Raw genomic sequence first — 23,152 nt, forward strand, 5'->3', positions numbered from 1 at the left:
GGACGCGGTCCCGGCGCGGCTGGGCCGCGCGGGATCAAAGCAATGCTTGAATTTCCTCGCTGGAAATATCTGGTGATTCTGCTGGTATTGGCGATCAGTGCGATCTATGCACTGCCCAATGTCTACCAGAAAGACCCTTCCGTGCAGATTACTGCCAACCGTGGTGCGAGCCTGGACCAGGCGCTGGTCGAACGTATTGACGGCCTGCTGGAGCAGGCCGGGGTCACCCCCAAGTCGGTGGCGATCGAGGGCCAGAGCCTGCTGGTACGCCTGAACGACCTCAAGTCGCAGACCGCGGCCAACGATGCGCTGCGCCAGCCGCTGGGCGAGCAGTACATGGTCGCGCTGAACCTGGCCTCCACCGTACCGGCCTGGCTGGATAACCTCGGTGCCAAGCCGATGGTGCTGGGCCTGGACCTGCAGGGTGGCGTGCATTTCGTGCTGGAAGTGGACCAGAAGGCCGCGCTGGACAAGCGCATGGAGGCCTATGCCGAAGACGTGCGGGTGGCCCTGCGCGAGGCGCGGGTGCCGTACCAGTCGGTCGAGCGCCGTGACCAGTCCATCGTCGCCACGCTGAGCCCGTCGGCCGCTGCCGATGCCGGTGAACGCGGCCGCCAGGCCCTGTTCAAGTCCCAGCCGACCTTCAGCTACCAGCTCGCCGGCAACCAATTGGTGATGCAGATTCCGGATGCGGAGATCGCCACCATCACCGCCGGTGCGATCGAGCAGAACATCCTCACCCTGCGCAACCGCGTCAACGAGCTGGGCGTGGCCGAGCCGATCATCCAGCGCCAGGGGGAAAACCGCGTGGTGGTGCAGCTGCCCGGCGTGCAGGACACCGCCGAAGCCAAGCGCATGATCGGTGCCACCGCAACGCTGGAATACCGCGCCGTGGTCGATGGCAATGCCGCCGACGCGCTGGCCACCGGGCGCATCCCGCCCGAGGCCAAGGTCTACCAGCAGCGTGACGGCCGTGGCCCGATCCTGCTCAACAAGCGCGTGATCGTGACCGGCGACCAGATGGTGGCCGCGCAGAGCATGGTCGATCCCAACGGCCAGCCGGCCGTGAGCGTGACCCTGAACTCGGCCGGTGGCCAGCGCATGTTCGACTTCACCAGTGCCAATGTCGGCAAGCCGATGGCGGTGGTGTACACCGAGCGCGTGCCGCAGGTGAGCATCGTTGATGGCAAGGAAGTGCGCAGCTTCCGCATCAAGGAAGAGGTCATTTCGGTGGCCAACATCAACGGCGTGTTCGGCAAGAACTTCCAGACCACCGGGCTGGAAAAGACTGAAGCCGAAGGGCTGGCGCGCCTGCTGCGTTCCGGTTCGCTGGCTGCGCCGATGGACTTTGTCGAAGAGCGCATCGTCGGCCCGTCGCTGGGTGCGGAAAACGTCGAACGCGGCGTCACCGCGGTGCTTTACGCCTTCCTGTTCACGCTGCTGTTCTTCCTGGTCTACTACCGCATGTTCGGTGTGTTCACCTCGATCGCACTGTTGTTCAACCTGCTGATCGTGGTGGCGGTGATGTCGCTGTTCGGCGCGACCATGACCCTGCCGGGCTTTGCCGGCCTGGCCTTGTCGATCGGCCTGTCGGTGGACGCCAACGTGCTGATCAACGAGCGTATCCGCGAGGAACTGCGCGCCGGCATGCCGGCCAAGAAGGCCATCGTGGAGGGCTATGAAAAAGCCTCCGGCACCATCCTGGACGCCAACGTGACCGGTATCCTGGCCGGTGTGGCGCTTTACGCCTTCGGCACCGGCCCGCTAAAGGGCTTTGCCGTGACCATGGTGGTGGGCATCTTTGCCTCGATGTTCACTGCGATCACCGTTTCTCGTGCGCTTGCCGTGCTGTGGTACAGCCCGCGCAAGAAGCTCAAGACCCTGGCCATCTGACGGGAGCACCACGACATGAACATTTTCCCGTTGCGCCTGATCCCGGCCCGCACCAACTTCAACTTCATGGCCCTGCGCTGGCCGGCGGTGATCCTGGCCGGCCTGCTGTTCGTGCTGTCCATCGGCCTGATCGCGGTCAAGGGCTTCAACTACGCGCTGGACTTCACCGGCGGTACCGTGGTGGAAGTGCGTTTTGACAAGCCGGCCGATGTCGATGGCGTGCGCGATCACCTCGAAGCGGCCGGATACGCCGGTGCCCAGGTGCAGAGCTTCGGTTCCGGCTCGGACCTGCTGATCCGGCTGCAGCCGCAGGCTGCTGCAGAAGGCGAGAGCACCGGTGACGCCAACAACCGCACCGCGGCCGATGTGCTGCGTGCCATCTCGCTTGAGGGCAATGCGGCCACGGTGATGAGCACCGAGTTCGTCGGTCCGCAGGTCGGCAAGGAGCTGGCGATGAACGGCGTGTATGCGGCGCTGTTTGTGATGATCGGTTTTCTGATCTACATCGGCTTCCGCTTCGAGACCAAGTTCGCGATTGTCGCGATCCTGACCACGCTGTTTGACGTGCTGATCGTGGCCGGCTACTTCTCCTTCAGTGGCCGCGAGTTCGACCTGACCGTACTGGCCGGCCTGCTGGCAGTGATGGGCTTTTCGATCAACGACACCATCGTGGTGTTCGACCGCGTGCGCGAGAACTTCCGTGCCATGCGCGCCGAGCCGATGGAGATCATGAACGCCTCGATCAACCAGACCCTGTCGCGCACCATCATCACCTCGGTGGTGTTCTTCCTGTCGGTGCTGGCGCTGTACCTGTACGGCGGCGGCTCGCTGGAAGGGCTGGCCCTGAGCCAGATGATCGGTGCGGTGGTCGGTACGCTGTCCTCGATCTTCATCGCCTGTCCGTTGCTGACGATGGGTGCGCTGGCGGTCAGCAAGGCCGACCTGCTGCCCAAGGCCAAGGATCTGGAAGAGCTGGAACGTCGCCCGTAACCGGCTGTTGCCGGCGCATTGGCGCGTGTTGCTGACAAGGGCCGCAATCACTGCGGCCCTTGTCGTTTCTGCCGGTCCAGACCCTACGCTGGCGTTGGTTGCCGTACGGCGACAAGGTCACTAGCATCGTCGCATCGTTGCCTGCCCAAGTGGCTTGGCAGCGCCCATTCAATGCGTTGTTCCCGAGGTAAGTATGGTCATCAAACCGCGTGTGCGCGGCTTTATCTGTGTCACCACCCATCCGGCCGGTTGCCGCGCCGCGGTCAAGGAACAGATTGATTACATCAAGGCCCAGCCGCGGCGCGAGCAGGGGCCCAAGCGCGTGCTGGTGCTCGGTGCCTCCACCGGCTACGGCCTGGCTGCACGGATCACTGCCGCCTTCGGCAGCGGTGCCGCCACGTTGGGTGTGTTCTTCGAGCGCGAAGGCACCGAGGGCAAGCCCGGCACCGCCGGCTGGTACAACAGCGCTGCCTTCCACGAGTTTGCCCAGGCCGAAGGGCTGTATGCGCGCAGTGTCAACGGTGATGCCTTCTCCGACGAGGTCAAGGCACGCGTGATCGAGATCATCAAGGCCGACCTCGGCCAGGTCGACCAGGTGGTCTACAGCCTGGCCGCGCCGCGCCGCAAGCACCCGCGCACCGGTGAGGTGATCAGCTCCACCCTCAAGCCGATCGGCGCGCCGATCACGCTCAAGGGGCTGGATACCGACAAGGGCGTGCTCACCGAGACCACCCTGCAGCCGGCCAGCGAAGAGGAGATTGCCGGCACTGTGGCGGTGATGGGCGGCGAAGACTGGCAGATGTGGATCGAGGCGCTGCTGGCCGCTGGCGTGCTGGCCGAGGGCGCAACGACCCAGGCCTTTACCTATGTTGGCGAGGAAATCACCCAGGCCATCTACTGGAACGGCTCCATCGGTGCGGCCAAGAAGGACCTGGACAAGCGTGTGCTGGACATCCGCCGCCAGCTGGCGGCCATCGGCGGCGATGCCCGGGTGTCGGTGCTCAAGGCCGTGGTGACCCAGGCCAGTGCGGCCATTCCGACGATGCCGCTGTACCTGTCGCTGCTGTTCAAGGTGATGAAGGAGCAGGGCACGCATGAAGGCTGCATCGAGCAGCTCGATACCCTCTACGACATCCTGTACGGCGGCCCGGCCGAGGCAGCCGATGCGGCCGGCCATCTGCGCCGCAGCCTGGTCGATGGCCTCGGCCGCCAGGTGGCGCTGGTGGACGAGGAAGGTCGCCTGCGGGCCGACTACAAGGAAATGGCGCCGGAAGTGCAGTCCAGGGTGGTCGAGCTGTGGCCGCAGGTCACCGATGCCAACCTGGAGCAGCTTGCCGACCTGCAGGCTTACAAGCGCGAATTCCTGCGCCTGTTCGGCTTTGGCATCGACGGGGTGGATTACGAGGCCGATGTCGCCACCGAGGTGGCCATCACGCCGCTGGATACGCTGTAAGCGCCGCCGGGTCTGCGCATGGCAAACGAAAAGGCCGCCTGTTTCCGGGCGGCCTTTTTGCTGCTGCAGGCAGCTGGATGCCTCAGCCGAACTCGAAATCCATCTGTGGCTGGACCGGGCCGACGAACTCACCCTGCACGTAGTGGACGCCGGCGGTGAACAGCTGGCTCATCGACGCCGCATCGGAGACGAACTCGGCAATGGTCTGGATCCCCAGTTCGCTGGCACGCTTGGCGATGGTCTCGATTTTCTCCTGCTGCTCGCGCACTTGGTTGTAATCGGCAGTGAAGCTGCGGTCCAGCTTGATGAAGGACGGATGGAAGTGGCTGAGCAGCTGGGCCGAGTCCAGGCCCGAGCCAAACTGGTCCAGCACGATCTGGCAGCCGTGCAGGCCGATGTCTTTCAGGAACTGCTGCGCCGCACGCAGGTTGGTGTAGACCTTGGCTTCGGAAACCTGCAGGCTCAGCTGCGAGCCGTCCACGCCCTGGCTTGCCAGTTCCTGGCTGATGGTGAGCAGATACTGCGGGTCGTTGAATGACTCCGGGCCGACGCGCACGTTGAGGTGGGTGAGATGGCCGGCACGCTTGCGCTCGCCCATCACCCGGATCGCCTGGCGCACCACCCAGCAATTGATCCGGCCCAGCAGTCCATGCTCCTCGGCCAGGCCGATGAAAACGGCTGGTGCGACCAGTTCACCGTTGTTGTCCAGGCGCAGGAAGGCGTCATAGCGCTCGGTCGGCTCACCGGCCAGGCTCAGGATGGGCTGGTAATGCAGCTGGAAGCCATTGCCATCCAGGGCCTGGTCCAGCAGCAGCAACCAGCGCTGCACACGTTCGGCTTCGGCACGGTCCACTGCGGCCGGGTCGAACAGCTGGATGTCATTGCCGCCCAGTGCCGCCGCCGAGGCCAGGCATTCGCTGGCACGGGTGAGCACCTGCGACAGGCCACTGATCTTTTCGCCGATCTGCACGCCACCGACCGACACCGTGACGCTGGCCGAGCGTGCGCCAACGGCGACTACCTGGCTGGCGAAGGCTTCGGTAATACGGCGTGCCAGCGCATTGGTCTGTTCCCAGTTGCCGCGGGCCAGTACGGCAAAGCTGTGCTCGCCCATGCGGCCCACCGCGACCTGTTCTCCGGTTGTACTGGAAAGGACGCCGGCCAGCGCAGCGATCAGGGTATCGGCCTCGTCCAGGCCGAAGTCCGGCAACAAACGCGCATAGTGGTCCGGCTGTACCAGCAGGAAACCGTACTGATGGTCGTTGCGGCTGACCTCGGCCAGTGCCTGCTCCAGCTGCAGCATGAAGGTCGGGCGGTTGAGCAGGCCGGTGACCTGGTCGCGCTGACGCAAGGCCTCCACCTCGCGGGCCAGGTCTGGGTCGATGTCATCACGGCGGCGGAAGATCACCTGCAGGCATTGCTCACCCTCGTAGGTGGCGCTGGTGAATTCCATCACCGCCGGGAACAGCTCGCCATCCACATTGCAGGCATCAAGCTGGTATTGCGGTGGCGGTGACTCGCCCTTGGAAAGCGACTTGAGCAGGGCCTTGAAATCATCCACATACTGCGGGGCAACCATGTCCAGCAGCGAGATGCCTTCGATATCGTCAAAGCTTTCGTAGCCGAACATCTCCAGGTAGGCATCATTGGCACGGATGTGCATGCCTTCGTGGACATAGGCAATCGGGTCGCGCGAGGAGGCAATCAGTGCATCGCAGCGGCGCTCGGTTTCACGCATCTGGGTTTCGATCCGGCGCATGCCGCGGCGGGCCTGCAGGTCGGTGAACTCACGACGGATCACCGACAGGGTGTGTTCGGGGTGCTTGCGCAGGGCAATCCCGCGCAGGCCGGTGCTCATCGCAGCGACAAACCGGGCTTCATCCAGGCTGTCAGCCAGCAATATCAGCGGTACGTCCTTGCCGCTGGCGGCCACCGTGCCGGCAGCACTGACCATGTCGATCCCCTGGCCTTCGGCGACCAGTACCAGGTCAATGGGCTGGCTGCCCAGCAGCTGTGCCAACTCGGCCAGTGAGGTCGGGCGCTGCGGGCGGACCGCGATTCCGTTGTTGCGCAGCAGGCTGACCAGGGCCTCGGCGTTCTCGGCGCTGTCATCGATGATGGCCAGGCGCAGGGTAATTTCGTTGGCGTTATGCATGCAGGCTCCCTCGGTGAGGCTTTAATACACGAAGCGACGCAGGTCGTCCATGCGCGATGACAGGAACTGACCCGTTGCGTCACACCGCCTGCGCGGCGGCATGTGCCGAAGCCCAGGCCCACTGGAAGTTGTAGCCGCCAAGCCAGCCGGTGACATCCAGGACCTCGCCGATGAAGAACAGTCCGGGCTGCAGCCGGGACTCCATCGTTGTCGAGGAGATCTTGTTGGTATCCACGCCGCCCAGCGTGACTTCGGCGGTGCGGTAGCCCTCGGTGCCGGAGGCCGTCAGTGGAAAATCATTCAACAGCCTGGCCGCCGTTGCGAGCTGGCGCGGATCGAACTGGCGCATGGGCTTGTCACCCAGCCACAGCTCGCACAGCCGCTGGGCCAGGCGCTTGGGCAGGACCTCGGCCAGCACGGTACGCAGCTCACTGGCCCCGCGTTCGCGCCGGTTGTGCTCCAGCCAGGCCAGCGCATCGATGCCGGGCAGCAGGTCAAGGTGCAGCGGCTGTCCAGGTTGCCAGTAGTTGGAAATCTGCAGGATGGCCGGGCCGGAGACACCGCGGTGGGTGATCAGCATCTGGTTGCGGAAACTGGCCTTGCCGCAGCTGGCCTGTACCTCCAGTGCCACCCCGGACAGGCCATCAAACTGCTGCAGCGGTTTGCCCGACAGGGTCAGCGGCACCAGTCCGGCACGGGTGGGCAGCACGGCATGCCCGAACTGGCGGGCAACCTGGTAGCCAAAGCCGGTGGCGCCCATGGTCGGCACCGACAGCCCGCCGGTGGCCACCACCAGCGAGCGGGCGGTAAACACACCGCCACTGGTGCGCAGTTGCCAGCCGTCGGCAATGGTCTCGATGGCCTCGACGGTGGTGTCGGTGCGCACCTGCACGCCGGCAGCGGCGCATTCGTCCATCAACAGGCGCACGATCGCCTTGGACGAGCTGTCACAGAACAGCTGCCCCAGTTCCTTCTCGTGGAAGGCAATCTTGTGCTTGTTGACCAAGGCGATGAAGTCGGACGGGGTGTAGCGCGCCAGTGCCGACTTGCAGAAGTGCGGGTTGGCCGACAGGTAATTGGCCGGGCTGGTGCCGGTATTGGTGAAGTTGCAGCGGCCGCCACCGGACATCAGGATCTTCTTGCCGACCTTGTTGGCATGGTCGATCACCTGTACCCGGCGACCACGCTGGCCGGCGCTGAAGGCGGCAAACAGGCCCGCGGCGCCGGCGCCGATGACCAGCACATCACAATCAATCACTGCCACCTCAGGCCTCGCGCTTGCGCCACAGCGGGACAATGGTCAGCGGGTCAAAATGGGCGTCGCCACCGATCAGCTGCATCTCGCCATCCTGGATCAGCACATCAAAACGCATGCTGCGCGCAATCCGCTGGCCCAGGGCCGCCACCGTGGCGGCATCAAAGCCGATCACGGTCAGATTGTCATGCCGCATCAGGGCGCTGCGGTTCTTCTCCCACCAGACCTCGGCACTCTGATCGCCGTAGTTGACCACCACCACGTGGGCGGCGCGGTTGCAGGCCTTGCGGATGCGCGCCGGGTCTGGCTGCCCCAGGTCCAGCCAGGTCTCGATCTGGCCGCTGTAATCGTGTTTCCACAGATCCGGTTCGTCTTCGTTGCTCAATCCGGCACCGGCAAGCAGCCGTTCATCGGCCAGCAGTGCAAAGGCGGCAATCCGTACCATCAGCCGTTCATCCGTCTCGGAAGGGTGCTGGGCATAGGTCAGGTGATGTTCGGCGTAGTAGCCGCGGTCGATGTCGCTGATATTCAGCGCAACCTTGCGCACTGTGGCGGTCAGGGCCATGAGTTTGGGTCCGAAGGGCAGGCGTCATTGTAGCGGTCGCGCAGCGTCAACCGTGGCCTGGCGCCCGCTTTGGATGAAAGCAGGCAAAATATTCTCAGCGGGTTATCGCTTTTTCGATAAAAGCCGCGTATGGTACTCGTACTGTGTTTGTCAGGGTCACCGTAAATCGTGGCCTGGTGTCGCACCGCTTAACGCGGCTGAACATCGATCCGCTTTGCTAACCTGCAACTCAGTCTCGGCCATTTGTCGATGGCTGCGATTTTTTTTCATCAAGTTTCAGGAGTTTGCAAATGTCTGATCGTCAGACCGGCACCGTTAAGTGGTTCAACGACGCTAAGGGCTTTGGTTTCATCACCCCGGAAAGCGGCCCGGACCTGTTCGTGCACTTCCGCGCCATCATGGGCAACGGCTTCAAGTCGCTGCAGGAAGGCCAGAAGGTTTCCTTCGTCGCCGTCCAGGGCCAGAAGGGCATGCAGGCTGACCAGGTTCAGCCGCTGTAATTTTACAGTGCACCTGTGATGCCTTGAACGCCGGCGCTTGCGCCGGCGTTCTTTTGTTTGGCGGCCATTTCGTTACGAAACAGGCCGCACGCAATACGTAATACATAGAGCAAGCAGCCAGTACAGGGTGGCCCATGCAGTGGATCGAACAGGGCCGTTTCATTGACCAGGTGAGCGGGCAAGCCGAGCGCCACAGTGGCGTGCGCCAGCTGCACCAGGCCGCCTGGGCGGCGGCCTGGCCAACGCCGGTACCGGCGGCAAGGATCATTGCCGTTGACTGGCAACTGGCTGACCGTCTCGGCCTGGACGCAGCACTGTTCAGTGACCCCGGTTTCACCCAGGTCTTGGGAGGCAGCGCGCTGTACAGCGGCATGACCCCGTGGGCAGCCAATTATGGCGGGCACCAGTTCGGCCATTGGGCCGGGCAGCTGGGCGATGGGCGGGCCTTGAGTCTGGGCGAGCTGCGTGATCGGCAGGGCAGGGGCTGGGAGATCCAGCTCAAAGGCGCCGGGCAGACTCCGTTCTCCCGCAGCGGCGATGGCCGTGCGGTGTTGCGCTCGTCATTGCGCGAGTACCTCGCCAGTCAGGCGATGGCCGCACTGGGCGTTCCCACAACCGATGCACTGTGCCTGTTGACCACCGGTGCCACGGTGGTGCGCGATGTGCTGTATGACGGCAATCCGCGGCCCGAGCCGGGGGCGATTGTGTGCCGGGTGGCGCCCAGTTTCCTGCGCTTTGGCAGCCTGCAGTTGCCGGCCTGGCGTGGCGAGACTGAACTGCTGCAGGCGCTGGTGGATTTCACCGTGCAGCGTCATTACCCGCAGTTGCTCGGTGTGGCCGAGCCGGCCGCGGCGTTGTTGGCACACGTGGCGGTGGCCAGTGCCGAGCTGGTCAGCCACTGGCAGCGGGTAGGGTTTGTCCACGGCGTACTCAACACCGACAACATGCATCTGGCCGGGTTGACCATCGATTACGGGCCGTTTGGCTGGATGGAGGTGTTCGACCCTGATTACACCCCCAATACCAGCGATACCCACAGTCGCTACTGTTATGCCGCACAGCCGGCGATGGTGCGCTGGAACCTGGTGGCGCTGGCGCAGGCACTGGCGCCGCTGTGCCGCGACAGCCAGCACCTGGCCGATGGTCTGGCAGCTTACGACCGGCATCTGGCCCAGTGCCGGTTGCGTGATGCCGCGGCCAAGCTTGGCTTGCCCGGCGGGCCGGAGGCACTGGCGCTGCAGCGTCGCTGGGAGGGCTTGATGGCCCAGGCGCAGCTGGACATGAGTCTGGCCTACCGGGCCCTGGCGCGGGTACGTGGCGACAATGCGCTGGCCAGTACGCCCTCGCTGCTGTTTGCCAATGCCATCACCGCACCGTCGGCATTTGCGCAGGCGCAGCAGGCCTTGCTGGCGTGGCTGGCCGATTACCGTCTCGCTGTTGCCGCGCACGGACAGGAGGCGGCCGTGCGTGCGGCCGCCATGAATGCGGTCAATCCCTGGCTGACGCCGCGCAACTGGCTGCTGCACCGCGCCGCGCAGGCGGCGGCGCGCAATGACCTGCAGCCGCTGCAACGCCTGAGCCAGGCGCTGCAACAGCCGTATGTGGAAAATCCGGCAATGGCCGACCTGGTGGCCGTCTGCCCGCCCCACCTGCGCCAGCAACCGGGTTGCAGCCTGCTGTCGTGCAGTTCCTGAGTGATCTGCGCTACATCCGCTGGGCGCTACACTGAGCGGCCGTTTTGCAACCGGCAAGCCAATGAACAACCCTGATCAATCGCCCGCGTGGACGGCACAGTTGCGGGATGTGGCCGATTTTCCCAAGCCGGGCATCGTCTTCAAGGACATCAATCCGCTGCTGGCCCACCCACAGGCGCGGGCGCAGGCATTGCAGACCCTGATCGCGCCGTGGCAGCAGATTGCCCCGCAGGCCGTGCTCGGGGTGGAGGCGCGTGGTTTCATCCTGGGCAGTGCGATGGCCCTGCAGATGGACCTGCCCTTTGTCCCGGTGCGCAAGCACGGCAAGCTGCCGGGCCCAGTGGTCAGTGAGCACTACGCGCTGGAATATGGCAGTGACTGCATCCAGATGCAGGCTGACGCACTGCCTGCCGGTACCCGCGTGCTGATCGTCGATGATGTGCTTGCCACCGGTGGCACCCTGGCCGCTGCGGTGGCGCTGGCCCGACAGCTGCAGCTGGAGGTGGTGGGCGGCGCAGTGCTGATCGAGCTGGCTGCGCTGGCAGGGCGCTTGCGTTGGCCCGGCGACGTGCCGCTGCACGCCAGCCTGGTGGTGTGATCGCCCGGGGATTGGGTAGTCTGGCGACCTTGTCTTGCTGCGGAGGCCGCGATGGCCGGTTTGCGCCAACTGCTGGCCGGGTTCGATCCGGATGCCGGCCTGTCCCTTCCTGATGATTGGTGCCAGGGGCGCACCGCCTACGGTGGCCTGACGGCGGCCACGGCCCTGCTGGCAGCGCTGCGCGTGCTGCCGGCAGGGCAGGGCACACTGCGTTCTGCCCAGCTGGCCTTTGTCGGGCCTGCGGATGGCCGGCTGCGTTACAGCGCCAGCACATTGCGCAGCGGCAAGTCGGTGTCCAGCATCGGTGTGGACGTGGCAGGCGACAGCGGCATGGCGGCACGCGCCCTGTTCGTATTCGGCCAGGAGCGTTCCAGCACGATAGCCCACGATTTTTCACCGCCGCCCCCGGCAAGCAGTCACGACCGTTATCCGATGGTGGATCTGGCGGCCATGCCATTTGCCCCGGCTTTCATCCGGCATTTCCAACTGCGGCCAGCGGCCGGAGCGATGCCCCTGTCCGGCGCCGACACGCCGGAAATGGTGATGTGGCTGGCACATGCCGACGCCGCCGGGGTGGATCCGGCCGTTGCCCTGCTGGCCGTTGCCGATGCCTTGCCGCCAGCAGCCTTCACCGCTTACACCCGGCCGGCACCGATCAGTACCATCACCTGGTCGCTGGACCTGCTCGGGCCGCTGCAACCGACCCAGTGGTACCTGTTGCGGTCGGCCAGTGTCCACGCGGCAGACGGCTATTCGGTGCAGAGCATGCAGGTCTGGGACGAATGCGGCCGCCTGCTGTTGCGCGGGCGCCAATGCGTGGCGGTATTTGCCTGATGGCCGTTCCCGTGTCTGCTTCATCGCGCTGGCTGCGCCGCAGCGGTCACTTGCTGCTGTTGTGCTCACTACTGGGCTGGAGTGCCTGGTGGGCCATCTGCAATGTCTACGAATTTGCCCCGGACCTCCCCACCTGGCCGCTGCTGGCGGCCTGGGGCGCAGCGGTTGTGCTGCCCATGCGCCGATCCCGTCGCGCGATCGTGCCGCTGCTGTTGGCCGGCATCAACGGCTTGTGCGTGTTGTTGCAGCATCGTGCCGGGGCCGATGGCGTTGGCCTGGCCCAGCTGCCGCTGGTGGCATTGATGATCGCCGTGCTGTGCTGGCATCGCCGTTGAGGCACGCCGTGGCTGAACCCAAAAGCAGATGGCCGGCACCGGGCCGGCCGTCTGCAGCGTCAGCGTCTGCCGGGTGCGATCAGAGCTTGCGCACGCGAAAGCGCTTGCCCTTGATCTTGCCGGCTTCCAGCTTGGCCAGTGCGCGGCCGACCTGCTCGCGGGCAATGGCCACATAGGAGCGGGTGGGCTGGATCACGATCTTGCCGATCGCCTTGCCCGACAGCCCGGCCTCGCCGGTGAGCGCACCGAGGATGTCGCCAGCGCGCAGCTTGTCGGTCTTGCCGCCATCGATGCGCAGGGTAACCATCGCCGCCTGTGGCAGCTGCGCCGGGCGGGCGGTGGCGAGCGGGGTTTTCTGCCAGTTCAGTGGTTCACCAGCCAGCACTTCCAGAGCCTGCGCACGCGGCTTCTCGCGCGCAGCCACCAGCGAGATGGCCAGCCCGGTGGCGCCGGCGCGGCCGGTACGGCCAATCCGGTGGCGGTAGCTCTCGGTATCGGTGGGCAGCTCGTAGTTGATCACGGCCGCCAGTTCCTCCACATCCAGGCCGCGGGCGGCCACGTCGCTGGCCACAAGTACATTGCAGCTGCGGTTGCTCAGGCGCACCAGCACCTCCTCTCGGTCGCGCTGCTCCAGCTCGCCGTGCAGGGCCAGCGCGGAGAAACCGAATTCCTGCAGCGAACGGGCCACTTCATCCACGTCCTTGCGGGTGTTGCAGAACACCACCGCCGATTCGGGCGTGTACTTGAGCAGCAGCCCGGCCAGCGCTTTCTGCTTCACCGCCGGCTCGGCTTCGCAGAACAGTTCGGTGATTGCCGGGGCGTGTTCGTTGCCATCGACGGTGACTTCCACCGGATCATTGAACAGCTCACGGGCCAGTTCGCGGATTTCTTCCGGGAAGGTGGCCGAGAACAGCAGGCTCTGGCGCTGGGCGTGGGTGCGCCCGGCCAGCTCGGCAATCGGCTCGGCAAAGCCCATGTCCAGCATGCGGTCGGCCTCGTCCAGCACGAAGGTGCGCACCTGGCCCAGGTTCAGGAAACGCTTGCGGGCGAGCTCCTGCACCCGGCCGGGGGTGCCGACGACCACGACCGGATCATGCGCCTGCAACGAAGCGATCTGTGGGTCCAGGGCAATGCCGCCGGTGAGCACGCTGAGCTTGAGGTTGGCGATGCCGGTGGCCAGCTTGCGCAGCTGGGCGCCGACCTGGTCGGCCAGCTCGCGGGTCGGGCACAGCACCAGCGCCTGGGTGCGCGACACACTCGGATCCAGCTTGTTGAGCAGGCCCAGGCCAAAGGCGGCGGTCTTGCCACTGCCGGTCGGTGCCTGGGCGATCAGGTCGCGGCCGGCAAGGATCACCGGCAGGGCATCGGCCTGCACCGGGGTCATGGAGGTATAACCCAGGGCATCAAGGCCGGGGCGCAGCGCTGCATTCAGCGGAAGGGAGGAAAAGTCGCTCATGGCCCATTTTCGCAGATGACGCGCCGTCGTGCCTGATCCCACGCTGGTCACTGTCATGGCCAGAGCGAGCCCGGCCCTCACTGCCGAAGCGCCACGGATCGCGTGGCTGGCAGCGATCAACAGCGCCGGCGCTTCGTACGTACCCCCAGCTGTCGCCGCTCAGTAGCAATGCCGCGCAGGCCGCCCGGGCAGTGGCACAGCTGCAGCAGGTGCGCCCCCCCGGGCCAGCACCCCGGCCATCGTGGCTGCCGGTGTTGAGCGCCCTCGGGCGGCTTGAGCATCCGCAGTGGCAACGTCCGCCGGCCTTTGCACGTCTGTTGAGCATGGCGGTGATCCCACATCGGCGCCCATCGTACCGCCCAACCCGTACAATGGCGGCATGCCTTTGATCACTCTGCAAAACGTCGACTACAGCGTCGGCGGCCCACTGTTGCTGGAAAAAGCCGAACTGTCGATCGAACCGGGCGAGCGCATCGCCCTGATCGGCCGCAACGGCGCCGGCAAATCCACCCTGATGAAATTGATGGCCGGCGAACTGAAGCCGGACGATGGCGAGATCCGCGTCCAGCAGGGCGTGCGCATCACCCGGCTGGAACAGGAGGTGCCGCATGGCGCGGCCGGCAGCGTGTTTGACGTGGTTGCCGATGGCCTGGGCGAGCTCGGCCATTGGCTGGCCGAATTCCACCGCCTGACCCATGCCGAGGATTACGACGGCGATGCGGTCGCTGCGGTGCAGACCCGGATTGAAGAGGTCGATGGCTGGGGCCTGGACCAGCGCGTGGCCGAGACCCTGACCAAACTGGAACTGGATGGCGAGCTGGAATTTGCCCGCCTGTCCGGCGGCATGAAGCGCCGCGTGCTGCTGGCCCGTGCGCTGGTCGCTGCCCCGGACGTGCTGCTGCTGGACGAGCCGACCAACCACCTGGACATCGAGGCGATCGACTGGCTGGAAGCCTTCCTCAAGGGCTGGGCCGGCTGCGTGGTCTTTGTCACCCATGACCGCCGCTTCCTGCGTGCGCTGGCCACCCGCATCGTCGAGATCGACCGCGGCCAGGTCACCAGCTGGCCGGGCGACTGGGCCAACTACGAGCGCCGCCGCGAGGAGCGCCTGCATGCCCAGGCCCAGGAAAGTGCCAGGTTCGACAAGCTGCTGGCACAGGAGGAGGTCTGGATCCGCCAGGGCATCAAGGCCCGGCGTACCCGTGATGAGGGCCGTGTGCGCCGCCTGAAGGCGCTGCGCAACGAGCGCAGCGCCCGCCGCGAACTGGGCGGCAACGTGCGCATGGAAGCGGCCGTGGGTGAGAACTCCGGCAAGAAGGTGATCGAGCTGAAGGATGTCAGCTTTGCCTTCGGTGAGCGCAGCATGGTCAAGGACTTCTCCACCCTGGTCATGCGCGGTGACCGCATCGGCCTGATCGGGCCCAACGGCAGTGGCAAGACCACCCTGCTCAAGCTGATGCTCGGCGAGCTGGCCCCGGACAGCGGCGAGGTCAAGCTTGGCACCAACCTGCAGATTGCCTATTTCGACCAGTACCGTGCGACCCTGCGCGAGGACTGGAGCGCGATCGAGAACGTGGCCGAGGGCCAGGATTTCCTCGAGTTCAACGGCAAGCGCAAGCACGTGCATGCCTACCTGCAGGACTTCCTGTTCACCCCCGAGCGGGCACGCGCGCCGATCACCCGGCTGTCCGGTGGCGAGCGCAACCGCCTGCTGCTGGCCAAGCTGTTCGCCCAGCCGTCCAACCTGCTGGTGATGGACGAACCGACCAACGACCTGGACGTGGAAACCCTGGAGCTGCTGGAAGAGCTGCTCGGCGACTACCCGGGCACCCTGCTGCTGGTCAGCCATGACCGTGACTTCATCGACAACGTCGTGACCTCGACCATGGTGATGGAAGGCGACGGGAAGATCGGCGAGTACGTGGGCGGCTACAGCGACTGGGTTCGCGACCGCGACCGTGTTGCCGCCGCAGCCATGGCCGCGGCCCGGCCGGTGGAAACCAGGCCGGCGGCTGCCGTTGCCGCCGCCTCGGCAGCAGCCGAGCCGGCAGTGGCAAAGAAGAAGCTCAGCTACAAGGATGCACGCGAGCTGGAGCAGCTGCCGGGCCTGATCGAGCAGCTGGAACTGGACGTGGAAGGGCTGACTGCGGCAATGAACGACCCGGCCTTCTATACCCGTTCCAGCGCCGAGGTCACTGCCCACACCCAGAAGCTGTCGGCGGTGCAGGCAAAACTCGATGCCGCCTACGCCCGCTGGGAAGAGCTGGACGGCTGAGAGAGCCTGCCCGGCGCTTGTCGCCGGCGGGCACTGCCCGCATGCTGCCCCTTGACCAAGACCGGGAGAGGGGCAATGACACCAACATGGATCCTGATCGCCACCGTGCTGGCCTGCGGCCTGGCGCTGCCGGCGCGTGCCGAGGTGCGCCAGGCCTCGGCCAACGGCTTTGAGCTGGAAAACAGCGAGCTGGTGCAGGCCCCGGCCGACAGGATCTGGGAGGCGATGACCGCCGGTATCGACCATTGGTGGCCAAAGGACCACAGCTGGTGGGGCAGCGAGAGCACGTTGCGTCTGGATGCCCATGCCGGTGGCTGCTTCTGCGAGCTGGCCGGCGAGCGCCAGGCCCAGCACCTGCAGGTCGCCCTGGTCGAACCGGGGCAGCGCCTGCGCCTGCTGGGCGGGCTCGGACCCTTGCAGGCGATGGGCCTGCACGGCGTGGCCGAATGGACGCTGGAGCCGCAGGGCCAGGCCACCCGGGTGGTATGGCGTTACACCGTCGGCGGTTACAGCACGACCGACCTGACTGCACTGGCAGCGGTCGTGGACCGGGTCCAGGCCCAGCAGCTTGATGGACTGGTGCGCTGGGCCGGCACCCGTTGATCCCGGCAAGCGCTGATCAGCCGGCTCTCAGCCGGGTGTCACCGGCAACGCTTCGCTGCAGGTAAATACCTGGAACGCCACCCCGCGCATGGCCCAGCCGGCTGCGGCTTCGGCCAGGATATCCAGCGCGGTGTCCAGCACCTCGTGGTCAGCCTTCTCCAGGTCGGCAGTGCCGTCCAGGACCAGTACATGGCCGCCGGCGTCCAGCCAGGACAGGTCACCCAGCGCATCGGCCAGCGCATCCCAGTTGCCGCCCAGCCCGTCGGGAAAGGCCATCGCCGCGGCAAACAGGGCCAGCAGGGTCGGCTTGTCATGGGTATCGGCCAGGGCCAGGCGCGCCACCCGCAGCCCGGCACGCTCGGCCGCGTCGATCAGTTCGGGCAGCATGCTGGCCGGGATGTCACGCACGCCATTGCCGGTAACCGGCGCCGCGGCAGGAGGATGTTGGTTCATCAGTGGCGGCTCGCAGGCGGGGTGAAGGGGCGGAAGCTGGCGTAGTGGTCGGCGGTGTAATACCACTCGCGTGGCGGATGGCCGCCGGTGACGATACGCCGTGGGCCGCGATGGCTCAGGCCCGGGGTGTCCACGGTGTACTCGCGATACCAGCCGCGTTCGCGCGGTGGCAGCAGGCGTTCGCGGTTGCCGAAGACGGTGCCGTCCTGGCGGTAAGGGTAGGGCCCGCCGCGCTGGATCAGGGCCACGGTCTGCCGCGCCTCGGGGGTCAGGAACGCAGGCCACTGCCCGGAAGGGGCTGGCTCCGGTGTGGCCGCCGTGCCGGTACCGCTGCCAGCACGCGCGATGGCCGGAGCGATCTGTTCCAGTGCCTGCGCCGGGTCGCTGCGCAGACGCTCCGGGCTGACGCCGAGCCAGAGCGCGGCCAGGCCGAGGACGGCCGTGGCCAGCCAGGCCAGTGGGTGATTGCGGCGCGATTGTTTTCTGGAACGCTTGCCCATCGATGGACCGTCATGCAGGAAATCAGGGCTGATTATCCGCAAACCGTGACCGCCTGGCAGTGTCCGCCGATGGCTGAAACAGAACTTTCCTTGATGCCACCCTTGGTAAGTTGGGCCGGCATCCCTACCATTGCACAGTTAGTACGTGTCGGCAGCCTGCCGACGTCCCATGCATCACCAGGAGATAGCCCCATGGCACACAGCCTGCCCGCACTGAAGTTCGCCAGCGACGCCCTCGAGCCGTTCATGGATGCCCAGACCGTGGAGATCCACCACGGCAAGCACCACCAGACCTACGTCAACAACCTCAACGCACTGGTCGAAGGCACCGAATATGCCGACCTGTCCGTGGAAGACCTGCTGCGCCAGGTATCGCAGATTCCGCAGCCGCTGCAGCAGGGCATCCGCAACCAGGGCGGTGGCCACGCCAACCATGCCCTGTTCTGGGACGTGATCGGCCCCAATGCCGGTGGTGCACCGGTCGGCGCGCTGGCCAAGGCCATCGACGAGCAGCTCGGTGGCTTTGACAAGTTCAAGGAAGAGTTCACCAAGGCCGCCACCACCCAGTTCGGTTCCGGCTGGGCCTGGCTGAGCGTCACCACCGACGGCAAGCTGGTGATCGAGAAGACCGGCAACCAGGAAAGCCCGCTGATGGAAGGCCGTACCCCGGTGCTGACCATCGACGTGTGGGAGCACGCCTACTACCTGAAGTACCAGAACCGCCGTCCGGAATTCATCGCCCAGTTCTACAACCTGATCGACTGGAACGCGGTGGAAGCCCGTTACCAGGCCGCCATCGGCTGAGTCCTGGATTCCCGTTGTTGCAGACAAAGGCCGGGCATTGCCCGGCCTTTGTCTTTCACCTCAAGCCTCTGCCGATGGCTGTTGCAGTTCCAGCTCCACCACCAGGCCCAGCAGCGGTGCCGGCGAGGCGGGAGCATCGGCGCCTTGCCGCAGTGGCGCGGGCTCCTGCAGCTCCAGCAGGGTCACTGCATGCAGCCGTGCCTGCTGGTTTTGATACAGCACGTCCAGGCCATGGGCCTGGGGGGTGCCGGCACTGCGCCGTGCGGCACGCAGGCCCGGCATCAATTGCTGCAACTCGGCATGCTGGGAGCCAAAACGGCCTGCGATCAGCGTAGTCGCTGCCGGTGCATGGCTGGTCATCCAGTTGCGAAGATCGGCAGCCTGGCGCAGCCGACGCGGGTGATGCTGCTGGCCTGCGACCAGGCTGGCGGTATACAGCCGGACCTGCTGCTGCCCGACCAGCAGCCGCAGGTAACCGGCCGCTACCGGCGCACTGCCATCCTGGGCATGCAGCAGGGTGGCACCATCCTCCATCACCGGTCGTGCACTGAGCAGGGCGGTGCCGCGACGGTGCGGCCGGCTGGGGGGATCGGCGCTGACAAAGTCACAATGCATCCGCAGGGGCTGGGCCAGGCTGCAGACATCCACAGGACTGCTGCCCTGGACGTGAACGTCCTGCACCACCAGGACATCCGGTGTGGCCCGGGTCAGCAGGGCAAGGACCTGCTCGCGTCGGGACGGCCACACGCTTTCCGGCAACGCAATATTGGCCACCACCAGATACGCAGGACGTGCCTGCAGCGGCAGCGCTGCAGACAGCACAAGACACAGGGCAATGCAGCGGGGCAGCAGTCGGGGCATGGGCCACGGCAACGGGTGGGCGGGCCAGTATCGCCGGCTGCCGGTGCACAGCGCGTGCAATAGTCGGCACTGCCCCGGGCATATGCGGTAGTCTTGCAGGCTTGAAAATTTCCAGGATCGCCAGCGACATGACGACCCCCGCTTCCGCCGCGCCCACTGCCGGCAAGATGCCCCGCCAGATTCCGTACATCATCGGCAACGAAGCCTGCGAACGCTTCAGTTTCTACGGAATGCGCAACATCCTGGTGCAGTTCCTGATCACCTCGCTGCTGCTGCAGGAGTTGACCGCCGAAGGCCGCGCGTCCGAAGCCAAGGACATCATGCACAGCTTCATGATCGGGGTGTATTTCTTCCCGCTGCTCGGTGGCTGGCTGGCCGACAAGTTCTTCGGCAAGTACCACACCATCCTCTGGTTCTCGCTGATCTACTGCGCCGGCCATGCCTGCCTGGCGCTGTTCGAGGACAGCCGCCAGGGCTTCATGCTGGGTCTGGGCCTGATTGCCCTGGGCGCCGGTGGCATCAAGCCGTTGGTGGCCTCGTTCATGGGCGACCAGTTCGACCAGTCCAACAAGCACCTGGCCAAGCTTGTCTTTGATGCCTTCTACTGGATCATCAACTTCGGCTCGCTGTTTGCCTCGCTGCTGATCCCGCTGGTGCTGAAGAACTACGGTCCGGCCTGGGCCTTCGGCATCCCTGGCATCCTGATGTTCATTGCCACCTTCATTTTCTGGATGGGGCGCAAGAAGTACGTGCTGGTGCCGCTGCCGCCCAAGGATCCGAACTCCTTCGGCAATGTGATCCGCACCGCCTTGCTGACCCAGTCGCCGGGCCAGGGCCGTCCCGGCCTGTGGGTGGCGGTGACCGGTGTGATCGCTGCCATCGCCTCGATGGGGCTGGTGCCGCAGCTGGGCATCGTGATCTGCCTGTGTATCGCCCTGGTGTTGATCCTGGCCGGCATCGGTGGCGGCACCATGATGCAGCTGGACCGCGCCCGCGGCGTGCATCCGGCCGAATCGGTCGATGGCGTGCGCTCGGTGATGAAGGTGCTGGTGATCTTCGCCCTGACCACCCCGTTCTTCTCGCTGTTTGACCAGAAGGCCTCGACCTGGGTGCTGCAGGGCAGCCAGATGAGCATGCCGTCCTGGTTCACGCCCTCGCAGATGCAGGCGCTGAACCCGCTGCTGGTGATGATCCTGATCCCGTTCAACAACATGGTCCTGTACCCGGCCCTGCGCCGCATGGGCATGGAGCCGACCGCGCTGCGCCGCATGACTGCCGGTATCGCCTTCTCGGGTCTGGCCTGGATCGTGGTCGGTGGCATCCAGGTGATGATGGACGGCGGCAATGCCATGTCCATTGCCTGGCAGATCCTGCCGTACGCCCTGCTGACCTTCGGTGAGGTGCTGGTCTCGGCCACCGGTCTGGAGTTTGCCTACAGCCAGGCACCGGCGGCAATGAAGGGCGTGGTGATGAGCTTCTGGAACCTGACCACCACCATCGGCAACCTGTGGGTGCTGCTGTCCAATGCAGCGGTGCGCAACCAGGGCGTCACTGACAAGATCGCCAGCACCGGCCTGAGCGAGGCGGCGTTTTTGATGTTCTTCTTCGCTGGCTTTGCCTTCATCGCCGCCATCGCTTTCGGTCTGTATGCACGGACCTACAAGGCCGTGGACAACTACCGCGCTGCCTGAAGGACCCAATGCAATGCAGTCCCCGTTTACCTTCCTGCTCATTGCCATCACCGGCCTGGTCAGCTGGCAGGCGTTCAACAACCGCCGCCTGGCTGACCGCCTGATCCTGTGGCCGCCGGCGATCAGCCGTCACCGCCAGTACGACCGTCTGATCGGCTATGGCTTCATCCATGCCGACTGGGCGCACCTGATCTTCAACATGATCACGCTGTTCTTCTTCGGCCGGCTGATCGAACAGGTGATGGCCCAGATCAGCGGCAGCGTGTTGACCTTCCCGCTGTTCTACCTGGGTGCGCTGGTGGTATCGATCCTGCCCACTTACCTGAAAAACAAGAACAACCCCAATTACCTGAGCCTGGGCGCGTCCGGTGCGGTGTCAGCCGTGCTGTTTGCCTTCATCCTGCTTTCGCCGTGGTCGCTGATCTTCGTGCTGTTCATTCCGGCACCGGCCATTGTGTATGCGGTGTTCTATGTCGGCTACAGCCTGTGGATGGACAAGCGCGGTGGCGACCAGATCAACCACAGCGCACATCTGGCCGGTGCTGCCTTTGGCGTGCTGTTCATGCTGTGCATGGAGCCGGGGATACTGGGCCATTTCCTGCAGCGCCTGGCCAACCCCAGCTTCTCGCTGTAAGCCTAACGGTCCCAATGCAGAAGGCCCCGTCAATGACGGGGCCTTCCTGCAGGCGCCGGCCGCATCCGCCGGTGCTATGACGCAGTGGTGGGCGACTGATAGGTGTCCTGCAGACGGGCATACACCTCACGCTCGATCAGGGCGAAATCATGCCCGCCGGACTGGCCACTGATGGCCAGCTGGAACAACCCTTCCAGCAAGCTCTGATCGTGGTCGGGTCGGCCCGGTTCACTGGTGCTGTTATCCATAAAGCCCCTCCGTCATCGACGACTGCTTTCCAGCAAGCAAATCGCATGCCAGGTCATCGGCAAACAAAACAGTGGCTTGGCAGGGACAAGGCCAGGAATCCCGGCCAGTAACTGACGTAAAGTGACACTACCTGCCGTGCTTTCCTGCATTCACGCAACCCGTGCAGCCTGGGCAGGATACTTGCATGGTTTTCCGCTGCTACCTGTTCAAATCCATGCCCACCGCCATGATCACGCACGACCCCGCAGGCCACCGTTTCACCCTTGAGCAGGACGGCCATCTGGCCTTTGTCGAGTATCGACTCGCCGACCAGCAGATGATCATCACCCATACCCAGGTGCCCGAGGCGGTTGCCGGGCAGGGGATTGCCGCACGGCTCAACGAGCAGGCACTGGAGCATGCGCGTCAGTCAGGGCTGACGGTGGTGCCTGTGTGCAGTTACACCCAGTCCTATATCCGGCGCCACCCGCAGTACCAGGATCTGGTTGTCCGCTGAATCTGCAGCCTACAGGGAGGTGATATGAACAAGCATGCTGTGCTGGTTTCCGTAGTGATGCTGTGCCTGACCCAGGCCGGGTGCAAACCCGAGCCGGCTGCTGAGCCCAGGCCGTCAGCGACCCCTGCTGCTGCCGGCTCCGAAGCCAGGCCAGAGACGGTGGCATTGGTCGATGTGATCGAGACCTCGCCGAGCAGGATCATCGGCATCAGTTATCCGCACGATGCCAGCATCCCGGCCGGATTGGCTGGCGTGTTGCAGCAGTATGCCGGGCAGGCCCGCGACGAACTGCAGATGGCGCTCGATGGCCTGGGCAACGACCAGCCACGGGCACCCTATGAGCTGAGCCTGAGTTTCACCGTCAGCGCCGATACCCCGGCATTTATGGCGGTATCGGCCGATGGCAGTCGCTATACCGGCGGTGCCCACGGCCAGCCGTTGATGGCGCGTTTTGTCTGGCTCAAGCAGCAGCAGCGTCTGCTGCCCATCGATGCGTTGATCACCGAGCCAGCCAGCCGCGCGGCACTGGCCGACTATGTCCAGAATGCCCTGGTCCAGCAGATGGAAAACCGTCTGCGTGCCGACCAGCTCTCGGCCGAGGAGCTGGCATCGGCACGCTCCAATGCCCGCCGGATGATCAACGAGGGCACCGCGCCGGAAATGGAGAATTTCAGCCAGTTCCTGCCGGTGGTTGATCGTCAGGGCCAGATCACGGCCTTGCGGTTTGTTTTTCCGCCGTACCAGGTCGGCCCTTATTCCGATGGTACGCAGACGGTGGACGTGCCGGTCAGTGTGCTGTTGCCGCACATCGCGGCCGAATTCAGGGGGCTTTTCGCAGCCGGATAAGACACAGGAGGG

23 protein-coding genes are annotated in these 23,152 nt (G+C 65.2%); 15 read left to right on the forward strand and 8 right to left on the reverse strand.

The window, feature by feature from the left end; all coding sequences use genetic code 11:
- Positions 1–42: 42 nt before the first annotated feature.
- The 3 genes from secD (at position 43) to fabV (ending at position 4,336) form a co-directional block, all read left to right on the forward strand.
- The gene (secD, locus tag ABB25_RS07860) at positions 43–1,893 is read left to right on the forward strand and encodes a protein translocase subunit SecD (RefSeq protein ID WP_057665636.1); all 1,851 of its coding nucleotides are present in this window, start codon (positions 43–45) and stop codon (positions 1,891–1,893) included.
- 15 nt (positions 1,894–1,908) lie between these two features.
- Positions 1,909–2,883, forward strand: a complete 975-nt coding sequence (gene secF / locus ABB25_RS07865; RefSeq protein ID WP_057665638.1) for a protein translocase subunit SecF — start codon at positions 1,909–1,911, stop codon at positions 2,881–2,883.
- Positions 2,884–3,076: 193 nt separating this feature from the next.
- Complete coding sequence (gene fabV, locus ABB25_RS07870; RefSeq protein ID WP_057665640.1) at positions 3,077–4,336, forward strand: enoyl-ACP reductase FabV; 1,260 nt, start codon at positions 3,077–3,079, stop codon at positions 4,334–4,336.
- 82 nt (positions 4,337–4,418) lie between these two features.
- Here fabV and ABB25_RS07875 read toward each other — a convergent pair whose 3' ends face one another.
- The 3 genes from ABB25_RS07875 to ABB25_RS07885 all read right to left on the reverse strand — a co-directional run bounded on the left by ABB25_RS07875 (position 4,419) and on the right by ABB25_RS07885 (position 8,311).
- Positions 4,419–6,491 (reverse strand): EAL domain-containing response regulator, encoded by a 2,073-nt coding sequence (locus tag ABB25_RS07875; protein WP_057665642.1) that lies wholly within the window; start codon positions 6,489–6,491, stop codon positions 4,419–4,421.
- A 79-nt stretch (positions 6,492–6,570) separates the two neighbouring features.
- A complete protein-coding gene (locus ABB25_RS07880; protein ID WP_057665644.1) occupies positions 6,571–7,755 on the reverse strand; it encodes a BaiN/RdsA family NAD(P)/FAD-dependent oxidoreductase in 1,185 nt (394 codons plus the stop codon).
- 1 nt (position 7,756) lies between these two features.
- Positions 7,757–8,311: a YaeQ family protein gene (locus tag ABB25_RS07885; RefSeq protein ID WP_057665646.1), complete on the reverse strand. Its 555-nt coding sequence runs from the start codon at positions 8,309–8,311 to the stop codon at positions 7,757–7,759.
- A 290-nt stretch (positions 8,312–8,601) separates the two neighbouring features.
- Between ABB25_RS07885 and ABB25_RS07890 the strand changes: the two genes are divergently transcribed.
- The 5 genes from ABB25_RS07890 to ABB25_RS07910 all read left to right on the forward strand — a co-directional run bounded on the left by ABB25_RS07890 (position 8,602) and on the right by ABB25_RS07910 (position 12,272).
- A complete protein-coding gene (locus ABB25_RS07890) occupies positions 8,602–8,811 on the forward strand; it encodes a cold-shock protein (RefSeq protein ID WP_057665649.1) in 210 nt (69 codons plus the stop codon).
- Between the two features lie 134 nt (positions 8,812–8,945).
- Entirely contained in the window at positions 8,946–10,505 is a 1,560-nt protein-coding gene (locus ABB25_RS07895) for a protein adenylyltransferase SelO (RefSeq protein WP_057665651.1), read from the forward strand.
- A gap of 61 nt (positions 10,506–10,566) precedes the next feature.
- Positions 10,567–11,103, forward strand: coding sequence for an adenine phosphoribosyltransferase (locus ABB25_RS07900; protein WP_057665653.1), 537 nt, complete (start codon positions 10,567–10,569; stop codon positions 11,101–11,103).
- Between the two features lie 51 nt (positions 11,104–11,154).
- Positions 11,155–11,937 carry a thioesterase family protein gene (locus ABB25_RS07905; RefSeq protein WP_057665655.1) on the forward strand — a complete coding sequence of 261 codons (783 nt, stop codon included), beginning with the start codon at positions 11,155–11,157 and terminating at the stop codon, positions 11,935–11,937.
- Between the two features lie 11 nt (positions 11,938–11,948).
- Positions 11,949–12,272, forward strand: a complete 324-nt coding sequence (locus ABB25_RS07910) for a hypothetical protein (protein WP_152981102.1) — start codon at positions 11,949–11,951, stop codon at positions 12,270–12,272.
- Positions 12,273–12,351: 79 nt separating this feature from the next.
- Here ABB25_RS07910 and dbpA read toward each other — a convergent pair whose 3' ends face one another.
- On the reverse strand, positions 12,352–13,728 hold the full coding sequence (dbpA, locus tag ABB25_RS07915) for an ATP-dependent RNA helicase DbpA (protein WP_057665658.1): 1,377 nt from the start codon (positions 13,726–13,728) through the stop codon (positions 12,352–12,354).
- Between the two features lie 379 nt (positions 13,729–14,107).
- Here dbpA and ABB25_RS07920 point away from each other — a divergent pair, with 379 nt between their 5' ends.
- Both ABB25_RS07920 and ABB25_RS07925 read left to right on the forward strand, forming a co-directional pair.
- On the forward strand, positions 14,108–16,003 hold the full coding sequence (locus tag ABB25_RS07920; protein WP_057665660.1) for an ATP-binding cassette domain-containing protein: 1,896 nt from the start codon (positions 14,108–14,110) through the stop codon (positions 16,001–16,003).
- 75 nt (positions 16,004–16,078) lie between these two features.
- Positions 16,079–16,606 carry an SRPBCC family protein gene (locus ABB25_RS07925; RefSeq protein WP_057665661.1) on the forward strand — a complete coding sequence of 176 codons (528 nt, stop codon included), beginning with the start codon at positions 16,079–16,081 and terminating at the stop codon, positions 16,604–16,606.
- 27 nt (positions 16,607–16,633) lie between these two features.
- Here the strand turns inward: ABB25_RS07925 and ABB25_RS07930 are convergent, their stop codons facing one another.
- Together ABB25_RS07930 and ABB25_RS07935 are read right to left on the reverse strand one after the other, a co-directional pair.
- Positions 16,634–17,059 carry a barstar family protein gene (locus ABB25_RS07930; RefSeq protein WP_083488186.1) on the reverse strand — a complete coding sequence of 142 codons (426 nt, stop codon included), beginning with the start codon at positions 17,057–17,059 and terminating at the stop codon, positions 16,634–16,636.
- Positions 17,059–17,559, reverse strand: coding sequence for a guanyl-specific ribonuclease (locus tag ABB25_RS07935; RefSeq protein ID WP_083488187.1), 501 nt, complete (start codon positions 17,557–17,559; stop codon positions 17,059–17,061). Before ABB25_RS07935 ends, ABB25_RS07930 begins: the two co-directional genes overlap by 1 nt.
- Positions 17,560–17,751: 192 nt before the next feature.
- On the opposite strand from ABB25_RS07935, the gene ABB25_RS07940 reads away from it, so the two are divergent.
- Positions 17,752–18,363: a superoxide dismutase gene (locus ABB25_RS07940; protein WP_057665664.1), complete on the forward strand. Its 612-nt coding sequence runs from the start codon at positions 17,752–17,754 to the stop codon at positions 18,361–18,363.
- A 60-nt stretch (positions 18,364–18,423) separates the two neighbouring features.
- Here the strand turns inward: ABB25_RS07940 and ABB25_RS07945 are convergent, their stop codons facing one another.
- Positions 18,424–19,224: an endonuclease/exonuclease/phosphatase family protein gene (locus tag ABB25_RS07945; RefSeq protein WP_152981103.1), complete on the reverse strand. Its 801-nt coding sequence runs from the start codon at positions 19,222–19,224 to the stop codon at positions 18,424–18,426.
- Positions 19,225–19,352: 128 nt separating this feature from the next.
- Here ABB25_RS07945 and ABB25_RS07950 point away from each other — a divergent pair, with 128 nt between their 5' ends.
- Together ABB25_RS07950 and ABB25_RS07955 are read left to right on the forward strand one after the other, a co-directional pair.
- Positions 19,353–20,915, forward strand: a complete 1,563-nt coding sequence (locus ABB25_RS07950; RefSeq protein ID WP_057665670.1) for a POT-type proton-dependent oligopeptide transporter — start codon at positions 19,353–19,355, stop codon at positions 20,913–20,915.
- A 13-nt stretch (positions 20,916–20,928) separates the two neighbouring features.
- Positions 20,929–21,549: a rhomboid family intramembrane serine protease gene (locus ABB25_RS07955; RefSeq protein WP_057665672.1), complete on the forward strand. Its 621-nt coding sequence runs from the start codon at positions 20,929–20,931 to the stop codon at positions 21,547–21,549.
- Positions 21,550–21,623: 74 nt separating this feature from the next.
- Here ABB25_RS07955 and ABB25_RS14835 read toward each other — a convergent pair whose 3' ends face one another.
- On the reverse strand, positions 21,624–21,797 hold the full coding sequence (locus tag ABB25_RS14835) for a hypothetical protein (RefSeq protein WP_169787802.1): 174 nt from the start codon (positions 21,795–21,797) through the stop codon (positions 21,624–21,626).
- A 185-nt stretch (positions 21,798–21,982) separates the two neighbouring features.
- Here ABB25_RS14835 and ABB25_RS07960 point away from each other — a divergent pair, with 185 nt between their 5' ends.
- Positions 21,983–22,294, forward strand: coding sequence for a GNAT family N-acetyltransferase (locus ABB25_RS07960; RefSeq protein ID WP_244477773.1), 312 nt, complete (start codon positions 21,983–21,985; stop codon positions 22,292–22,294).
- A gap of 24 nt (positions 22,295–22,318) precedes the next feature.
- Positions 22,319–23,140 carry a DUF3298 and DUF4163 domain-containing protein gene (locus ABB25_RS07965; RefSeq protein WP_057665674.1) on the forward strand — a complete coding sequence of 274 codons (822 nt, stop codon included), beginning with the start codon at positions 22,319–22,321 and terminating at the stop codon, positions 23,138–23,140.
- Positions 23,141–23,152: the final 12 nt, after the last annotated feature.

Source organism: Stenotrophomonas koreensis, from assembly GCF_001431525.1.
GTDB lineage: Bacteria > Pseudomonadota > Gammaproteobacteria > Xanthomonadales > Xanthomonadaceae > Stenotrophomonas > Stenotrophomonas koreensis.